The organism is Mycobacterium sp. (genome assembly GCF_049673265.1).
Classification (GTDB): domain Bacteria; phylum Actinomycetota; class Actinomycetes; order Mycobacteriales; family Mycobacteriaceae; genus Mycobacterium.
In genome coordinates, this window is sequence record NZ_JBATXN010000335.1 from 1 (window position 1) to 8,420 (window position 8,420).

The following is an 8,420-nucleotide window of genomic DNA, read 5'->3' on the forward strand; positions in this document are numbered from 1 at the left end:
GGCTCTGCCGCCGAAGAAGTCCAGCACCGCCGAGGTGCGCGAGTTGGTCGCCGCCTGAGGATCATCACCCCAGCTCGTAGGACTCCGGCGACACGCGGAAAAAGTGTCCGGTGCTGGCATCGATGCATTTCACAGCCGACTGGTCGCTATCGCAGCCGATCGCTCCCGCAGTAACAGGTTGGTCGTAACTCATCGGCTCGGTGGCCGCCAAGGTGCCCGGACTGTAGCCCAGAACTGGCAACTGGCCGCGCATGAGTACGAAGGTGACGGTGGCATCAGCCCGCCCGGCCGGCGGCGGTCGCGAAGGGACCCAGGTCTGGTTAACGACGTCGCACTGCGCAAAATTCGTTGGGAGCGAGTGCGTGTCTTGAGGCGGGGCGTTAACCACGCTGCAGGTGATGTCTCCCGACGGCGACTGGAACTGCGCGGAAAAGGGGTTGGCGTGCGCGCGTGCTGCCGAGCCGATCGTTGCCCCCGTGATTGCCGTGCATACTCCCGCAACCCCGGCCAAAAGCGCCCACCGCGTGGGACGTTCGCCGCTTGTCGACATACGACGCTTGAACACACGTCAAGTGTAGCGGCGACAGTTTCGCTTCCAGTGCTAAATTGTCAAGCCCTGGTTAATCTGCCCGCCCTGGATGGCGTCGAGCACAAGTTCATCGATCTGGGCAATGGCATCACGATCCACGTCGCCGACGCCGGACCAGCCGACGGGCCGCCGGTGATGCTCGTACATGGTTTTCCGGAGAACTGGTGGGAGTGGCACGAGCTGATCGGCCCCCTGGCCGCCGACGGGTACCGGGTGCTGTGTCCGGATCTGCGCGGCGCCGGGTGGAGTTCCGCGCCGCGCTCGCGCTACCTGAAGAACGACATGGCCGACGACCTGGCGGCTGTATTGGACAGGTTGGCCGTCGGGCCGGTGACGCTGGTGGCCCACGACTGGGGCGGGCCGGTCGCGTTCATCATGATGCTGCGCCATCCGGCGAAGGTGACCGGGTTCTTCGGGCTCAATACCGCGGCGCCCTATGTGACGCGGGATCTGTCGATGGTGCGCAACATCTGGCGGTTCTGGTACCAGATCCCGATGTTGTTGCCGGTGATCGGACCGCGCCTGATCGGCGATTCAAAGGGCCGGTACTTCAGGATGTTGGCGTCATGGGTTGGCGGCGGTTTTAACGTGCCCGAAGACGACGTCCGGCTCTACGTCGAATGTATGCGTCAGCCCGGACACGCGGTCGCCGGCTCGCGTTGGTATCGGACCTTTCAGAACACGGAGATGGTGCGCTGGCTGCGCGGCGAATTCGACGGTGTCCCAATCGATGTCCCGGTCCGCTGGCTGAGTGGCACCCAAGATCCTGTGCTCACACCGGATCTGCTGAGCGGATATGCCGCGCACATAAGCGATTTCGAGGTCGAGCTGGTCGACGGCGTCGGTCACTGGATCGTCGAGCAGCGCCCGGATCTGGTGCTCGATCGGTTGCGAGGCTTCCTCAAAAGGTGAACCGGGCCGTCGGTCAGTCGACGCCGATGGTTACCTCGGTGGCCTTGATGAACACTGTCGCGGGTTGGCCGACCTTGAGGTCGAGGCTAAGCGCCGCATCTTTGGTGATCGACGAGGTGACGATCTGATCGCCGCCGTCGAGCCGAACTTTCACGATCGCCATCACGCTGCCGACGTCCACATCGGAGATGGTCCCGCTGAGCTGATTCCGTGTCGATAGCCGCATCGCATCAGCCTAAGCCGTTACGCCGGTCGGCGGTGATGTTCTAGTCGCGGTAGCCGAGCAGTGCCACGGAGGCATGCACGGCCGGCTCGACAATCTCGCGCACGCTGTGCCCGTCTTCGACGGCGAGCGCGGTCAGCTCATGCAGACCGCCTACCAGGATCACCGCCAGCGGCCGGGTCAACGGCGGCAGGCCGACCTTTTGGAACCCCGGGCTGGCGCTCAGGCCCATCAGCAAGCTGGTCAACAGGTGCACGCCACGACGCTGGTATGGCCGCGCCGCGGCGGCTTCCATCGACGGCAGCTCGCGGATCCAGCTCAATGTGATCGCGGGCTGGGACCCGATGTGGTCCACGTAGGCCTCCACGGCCTGACGAATCTGAATCTGCCAGTCCGCATCCGGATCGACGGCGGCGCGGATCTCATCGGCCAACCTTTCGACGTCGGCATGCAGCAACTCGAGGAAACACTGCTCCTTGCTGGGGAACTGGCCGTAGAACGTGCGCTTCGACGTGCGCGCGTGACGGACGATATCGGCGACGGTGCTGGCGTGGTAGCCACGTTCGGCGATCGAGGCCGCGAGGCCGTCGAGCAACCGGCGTCGGAATGGGTCGATAGCGACGGACTCATCGATGGACTTAGCCGACGCCGCGTCGTCAGCGACGGTTGTAGCCACGTCGCCTCCTTCCGACCCTTGCCAGCGCTTGGTACTACAGGGTACCGTACTCCAATACGCCCTTGGTACGGTGCAGTACCAGACCGATGTTGGGAGTGCACAGCGATGAGCACCATCGACACCCACGCGGCCGCCGCGCCGCCCGCCGTCAGGTTACCTCCCGCACCGCGGATGCCGAAGTTCATTCAGGGCGCCGCCTTTTCAATCTCGCGACGATGGGCTGCGCAGTTCATGACGCGTCGCTACGGCGACGCCTTCATGCTTACCGTTCCGGTGTACGGCCGCATCGTCGTGGTTGCCGATCCGCAGTTGGCCAAGCAGGTTTTCACTACCAGTCCTGAGGTGCTCGGCAACATCCAGCCCAACCTGAGCAGGCTGCTCGGGTCGGGCTCGGTGTTCGCGCTCGACGGTGATGACCACCGCCAGCGCCGCCGGCTATTGGCTCCGCCCTTTCACGGCAAGAGCATTAGGAACTACGAGACCATCATCGAAGAAGAAACGCTGCGCGAGATCGCCGACTGGCCCGAGGACAAGATGTTCGCCACGCTGCCGTCAATGATGCGGATCACGCTGAACGCGATCCTGCGCGCTGTGTTCGGGGCCGAGGGCGCCGAGCTTGACGAGCTGCGCCGGATCCTCCCGCCGTGGGTCACGTTGGGTTCCCGGCTGGCGATACTGCCCAAGCCGCCTCGGACTTTCGGCCGCTACTCCCCATGGGGCCGGCTGGCAGAGTGGCGGCGAAAATACGACGTCGTTCTCGACAGGCTGATCGCAGCAGAGCGGGCGGACCCGCACTTCGAGGATCGAAACGATGTGCTGGCGCTGATGCTGCGCAGCACGTACGAAGACGGTTCAGCCATGTCGCGCAAGGACATTGGCGATGAGCTGTTGACGCTGCTGGCCGCCGGACATGAAACCACCGCGGCTACCCTCGGCTGGGCGTTCGAGCGACTGAGTCGACATCCTGATGTGCTCGCGGCACTGGTCGCCGAGGCCGACGCGCAAGACAACGCGCTCCGTCAGGCGACGATTCTCGAGGTGCAGCGCAGCAGAACAGTGATCGATTTCGCCGGTCGCCACGTCTATGTGCCCGTCTATGAACTCGGCGACTGGGCCATTCCCCGTGGGTCTTCGATTCTTGTCAGCATTGCGCGGATGCACGCCAACCCCGAGGTTTTTCCCGAACCCGACCGCTTCGACCCGCAGCGCTTCATCGGGACCAAACCGCCCAGCTTCGCGTGGATCCCGTTCGGCGGCGGTGCCCGTCGTTGTGTCGGCGCTGTGTTCGCCAACATGGAGATGGATGTCGTGCTGCGAACGGTGTTGCGCCACTTCACGATCGAGACCACCACCGCGCCGGGGGAGAAGTACCACTCCCGAGGGGTTGCCTATACCCCCAAGCACGGTGGAAAGATCGCCGTCCACCGGCGTTAAGATCGGCGGTCATGGCTGCCAACGACGGTGGGGACAATCAGCTGGTGCAAGTGATGAATGGCGCGCTGGAATCGACTATTCCGATCGCACACAAGATGGGCGTGCAGGTCGTCGAGGCCCGGCCCGGTTTTGCCGCCACAACGGTTCCGGCCGAAGGCAACGGCAACCACTTCGGCGTGATCTACGCCGGCGTGCTGTTCACCGTGGCCGAAGTCCTCGGCGGCATCATTCCGCTGATCACGTTCGACACCGCCAAGTATTTCCCGCTGGTCAAGAACCTTGACATCCAATTCGTCGCGATGGCCAAATCCGATGTGCGCGCGGAAGCCAACCTCGACGACGAGACGATCGCGCGCATCGAGGCCGAAGCCGCCGAGCGGGGTAAGGCCGATTTCACCCTGCAGGCAGTGGTGACCGACGCTGACGGTCAGACGGTGGCCACCACCCGCGGCCTGTATCAACTACGCGCGATCAGGACCTAGCGGTCGGCGCCGCGCGTCGCGGCAGCTTCCAGTCGGGCCGGATGAAGTGGCAGGTGTACCCGCTGGGGTAGTGCTCCAAGTAGTCCTGGTGCTCGGGTTCGGCCTCCCAGAAGTCGCCGGCGGGGCTGACTTCGGTCACCACCTTGCCCGGCCACAGACCGGATGCCTCGACGTCTGCGATGGTTTCTAGCGCTATGCGCTTTTGTTCCTCGTCGAGGTAGAAGATCGCCGAGCGGTAGCTGGTGCCGACGTCGTTGCCCTGCCGGTTCTTGGTGGTCGGATCGTGGATTTGGAAAAAGAATTCGAGCAGTGTCCGGAAGTCGGTACGTGCGGGGTCGTAAGAGATCTCGATGGCTTCGGCGTGCGAGCCGTGGTTGCGATAGGTCGCGTCGGGGACATGTGGGTCGCCGGTGTAGCCGACCCTGGTCGACACCACCCCGGGCTGCTTGCGGATCAGATCCTGCATGCCCCAAAAGCAGCCGCCGGCCAGTATCGCCTTGCTGAAGTCCGTCATCTTGCCGATTATCCACGTGCTCGACAAAACCCAGTAGAACGTGTTCTAGTTTCTTGCGTGAAGCAGGTGTTCAGCCGCAACGAGCTTGCGGCCGCGTTCGAAACGTTCGAGCAGACGGTCGCGCGCGCCGCCGCGACCAAGGACTGGGACGCCTGGGTGGAGCACTACACGCCGGACGTCGACTACATCGAGCACGCGGCAGGCACGATGAAGGGCCGTGACCAGGTGCTGACCTGGATCCGCAAGACGATGTCGACCTTCCCGGGGAGCCACATGACAGCTTTTCCGTCGCTGTGGTCGGTTATCGACGAGCCGACCGGGCGCATCATCTGCGAACTGGACAACCCGATGCGCGACCCGGGTGACGGCACCATCATCAGCGCGACGAACATCTCGATCATCACCTACGCCGGCGACGGCCAATGGTGCCGGCAAGAAGACATCTACAACCCACTGCGCTTTTTGCAGGCGGGCCTCAAGTGGTGCAAGAAGGCCGAAGCGCTGGGCACCCTCGACGACGACGCTGCGCGGTGGATGCGCCAATACGGAGGCCAACAATGAGCGCACCCAAGCTGGTCATCGGAGCCAACGGATTCTTGGGCTCGCATGTCACCCGCCAACTCGTGGCGACCGGCGCCGATGTGCGCGCAATGGTGCGCGATGGCGCCAACACCCGCAGCATCGACGATCTCGACGTCACCCGATTCCATGGTGACGTCTTCGATACCGCCACGGTGCGCCGGGCGATGGACGGTTGCGACGAGGTGTACTACTGCGTGGTCGACACCCGGGCGTGGTTGCAAGATCCGGCACCGCTGTTTCGCACCAACGTCGAGGGACTGCGCAACGTCCTTGATGTCGCCGTCGAAAACCCCATCGCCGCAAAGCTGCATCGCTTCGTGTTCACCAGCACCTATGCGACGGTGGGCCGACGGCATGGTCATGTGGCAACCGAAGATGACCAGATCGACCACCGTGGGCTTACCTCCTATGTCGAGTCGAGGGTCCAGGCCGAGGACATGGTGCTGCGATATGCATCGGAAAAAAATCTGCCCGCCGTCGCGATGTGCGTCTCGACCACCTACGGCAGCGGTGACTGGGGCCGCACACCGCACGGCGCGTTCATCGCCGGCGCGGTATTCGGCAAGCTGCCTTTCCTGATGAACGGCATCCAACTCGAGGTCGTCGGTGTCGACGACGCGGCCAGGGCGATGCTGCTGGCCGCCGAGCGCGGCCGAAACGGCGAGCGCTACCTGATCTCTGAACGCATGATTCCGCTAAAAGAGGTCATCACGATTGCGGCCGACGAAGCCGGCGTGCCGCCGCCGCGGCGGTCCATCTCGGTGCCTGTGCTCTACGTTCTGGGCGCACTAGGCAGCCTGAGAGCCCGGTTGACCGGTAAAGACGCCGAACTCAGCCTGGCCTCGGTGCGGATGATGCGTGCCGAAGCCCCCGTCGATCACAGCAAGGCCGGCCGCGAACTGGGTTGGCAGCCAAGGCCAGTCGAGGAATCCATCCGAGAGGCCGCGCGATTCTGGGCTGACCTGAAGAACATCAGGCAAAACACTAAGACCGCGCCGACCGAGTGAGCCGGAATCGCGCTTAACTTAACTGCGGCAGGCCCCGCGTGTCTTATGTAACTGAAGTGATTTTTGTTACATAGTGTGACGCATGGTGTATGTGTGGCGCCCTCGCACTGAAGCACGTCCACCCTCAATCTGTTGTGGCTATCCCGTTCGCGGGCCGAGGCCGCGGTGACGACAACAGCGCCGCCCCGGCTCGCGGACTATGTTCGTGAGCAGCTCGAGGCCCCACTGGCGACGGTCGGCGGCTTTGCCCGGATGTGTGTACTGGCCGGAAAAGCGTTGTTCCGGAAGCCATTTCACTGGCGCGAGTGCATCTTCCAGAGCTGGTTCATCACTAGAGTCGCGATGCTACCCACCATCGCGGTCTCGATACCGCTGACCGTTCTCATTGTGTTCACGCTCAACACCCTGCTGGCCGCGTTTGGCGCCGCGGATATCTCCGGTGCAGGTGCGGCGCTCGGCGCCGTCACTCAGCTGGGCCCGCTGACCACCGTCTTGGTGGTGGCCGGCGCCGGGTCGACCGCGATTTGCGCCGACTTGGGTGCACGCACCATCCGCGAGGAAATCGATGCGATGGAGGTGCTCGGCATCGACCCCATCCACCGGCTGGTCGTGCCGCGGGTGGTGGCGGCGACCGTCGTCGCCACCTTGCTCAACGGGACCGTCATCACTATCGGTTTGGTCGGCGGCTTCATCTTCGGCGTCGGTCTGCAGAACGTATCGGGCGGCGCATATCTCGCGACGCTGACGTTGGTAACGGGTCTGCCCGAGGTAGTCATTGCGACGATCAAGGCGGCGATCTTCGGAACGATCGCAGGCTTGGTGGGCTGCTACCGAGGGCTGACGACAAAAGGCGGTCCCAAAGGAGTCGGCGTCGCCGTCAACGAAACGTTGGTGTTGTGCGTGCTTGCACTGTTCGCGGTCAACGTGGTGCTGACCACCATCGGCGTGCGATTCGGGACGGGCCATTGACATGGCTGATGTTTCGGCAGCTGCCGTGTTACGAGCGCGCTTTCCACGCGCGGCCGCAAACTTCAACCACTATGTCGGCGGCAGTGTCCGTGCGGTCAACAAGGCCGGGCACCTCACCAGGTTCGCCGTTATCGGCGGTTGGTCGATCGGGTGGGCGCTGCGTCACTATCGCAGGGAGACACTGCGACTCATCGCCCAGATCGGCATGGGCACCGGTGCGATGGCCGTCGTGGGCGGTACCGCCGCGATCGTCGGTTTCGTAACGCTCTCCGGCGGTTCGCTGATCGCCATCCAAGGCTTCGCATCATTGGGCAACATCGGCGTCGAGGCATTCACCGGGTTCTTCGCCGCATTGGCCAACGTACGCGTGGTCACCGCCGTGGTGACCGGCGTCGCGCTGGCGGCCACCGTAGGTGCCGGCGCGACCGCCGAGTTGGGCGCCATGCGGATCAGCGAAGAGATCGACGCACTCGAGGTGATGGGTATCAAGTCGGTCGCGTTCTTGGTGTCAACGCGGCTGATGGCCGGGCTGGCCGTAGTCGTCCCGCTTTATGCGATGGCACTTGTCATGTCGTTCGTGTCCGGCCAAGTCGTCACCACGCTGTTTTACGGACAGTCGGTAGGCACCTATGAGCATTACTTCCAGACCTTCTTGCGAACCGAGGACGTGTTTTGGTCAGGCGCCGAGGTCATCGTGATGGCGGTGATCGTGATGATCACCCACTGCTACTACGGATATAACGCCAGCGGTGGCCCGGTCGGGGTGGGGGAGGCCGTCGGCCGATCAATGCGCTTCTCGCTGGTTTCAACGGTGATCGTCGTCCTGCTGACGTCTCTTGCGCTCTACGGCGTCGATCCGAACTTCAACCTGACGGTGTAGCCCAACCATGACGAACGCCGTGACGAAGACGAAGGAACGCAAGCCCCGGACCTGGCCGGACACCCTGGCGGCAGTGGGACTGTTCCTGGCATGCGCGCTGGTACTTGCGCTGGTATACGCGCAGTTTCGCGGCGGCTTCACCGCCAAGACCC

At 63.7% G+C, this 8,420-nt stretch carries 10 protein-coding genes; 7 read left to right on the forward strand and 3 right to left on the reverse strand.

The genetic code is table 11. The features are described from left to right. Positions 1 to 616 precede the first annotated feature (616 nt). Complete coding sequence (locus WBF82_RS11825) at positions 617 to 1,501, forward strand: alpha/beta fold hydrolase (RefSeq protein WP_424383223.1); 885 nt, start codon at positions 617 to 619, stop codon at positions 1,499 to 1,501. A gap of 13 nt (positions 1,502 to 1,514) precedes the next feature. Here WBF82_RS11825 and WBF82_RS11830 read toward each other — a convergent pair whose 3' ends face one another. Next, a complete protein-coding gene (locus tag WBF82_RS11830) occupies positions 1,515 to 1,727 on the reverse strand; it encodes a TOBE domain-containing protein (protein WP_424383216.1) in 213 nt (70 codons plus the stop codon). A 40-nt stretch (positions 1,728 to 1,767) separates the two neighbouring features. Next, positions 1,768 to 2,358, reverse strand: a complete 591-nt coding sequence (locus WBF82_RS11835) for a TetR/AcrR family transcriptional regulator (protein WP_424383224.1) — start codon at positions 2,356 to 2,358, stop codon at positions 1,768 to 1,770. 147 nt (positions 2,359 to 2,505) lie between these two features. Between WBF82_RS11835 and WBF82_RS11840 the strand changes: the two genes are divergently transcribed. Both WBF82_RS11840 and WBF82_RS11845 read left to right on the forward strand, forming a co-directional pair. Beyond that, entirely contained in the window at positions 2,506 to 3,834 is a 1,329-nt protein-coding gene (locus tag WBF82_RS11840; protein ID WP_424383217.1) for a cytochrome P450, read from the forward strand. 11 nt (positions 3,835 to 3,845) lie between these two features. Then, positions 3,846 to 4,316 carry a PaaI family thioesterase gene (locus WBF82_RS11845; RefSeq protein WP_424383218.1) on the forward strand — a complete coding sequence of 157 codons (471 nt, stop codon included), beginning with the start codon at positions 3,846 to 3,848 and terminating at the stop codon, positions 4,314 to 4,316. On the opposite strand, the gene msrA is transcribed toward WBF82_RS11845, so the two are convergent. After that, positions 4,306 to 4,830, reverse strand: coding sequence for a peptide-methionine (S)-S-oxide reductase MsrA (msrA, locus tag WBF82_RS11850; protein WP_424383219.1), 525 nt, complete (start codon positions 4,828 to 4,830; stop codon positions 4,306 to 4,308). The genes WBF82_RS11845 and msrA overlap by 11 nt on opposite strands. A 57-nt stretch (positions 4,831 to 4,887) precedes the next feature. On the opposite strand from msrA, the gene WBF82_RS11855 reads away from it, so the two are divergent. The 4 genes from WBF82_RS11855 to WBF82_RS11870 all read left to right on the forward strand — a co-directional run bounded on the left by WBF82_RS11855 (position 4,888) and on the right by WBF82_RS11870 (position 8,268). Continuing rightward, positions 4,888 to 5,391 carry a nuclear transport factor 2 family protein gene (locus WBF82_RS11855; RefSeq protein WP_424383220.1) on the forward strand — a complete coding sequence of 168 codons (504 nt, stop codon included), beginning with the start codon at positions 4,888 to 4,890 and terminating at the stop codon, positions 5,389 to 5,391. Continuing rightward, entirely contained in the window at positions 5,388 to 6,419 is a 1,032-nt protein-coding gene (locus WBF82_RS11860; protein ID WP_424383221.1) for an NAD-dependent epimerase/dehydratase family protein, read from the forward strand. Before WBF82_RS11855 ends, WBF82_RS11860 begins: the two co-directional genes overlap by 4 nt. Positions 6,420 to 6,671: 252 nt before the next feature. Then, a complete protein-coding gene (locus WBF82_RS11865) occupies positions 6,672 to 7,388 on the forward strand; it encodes an MlaE family ABC transporter permease (RefSeq protein WP_424383225.1) in 717 nt (238 codons plus the stop codon). A 1-nt stretch (position 7,389) separates the two neighbouring features. After that, positions 7,390 to 8,268 (forward strand): ABC transporter permease, encoded by an 879-nt coding sequence (locus tag WBF82_RS11870; RefSeq protein WP_424383222.1) that lies wholly within the window; start codon positions 7,390 to 7,392, stop codon positions 8,266 to 8,268. Positions 8,269 to 8,420: the final 152 nt, after the last annotated feature.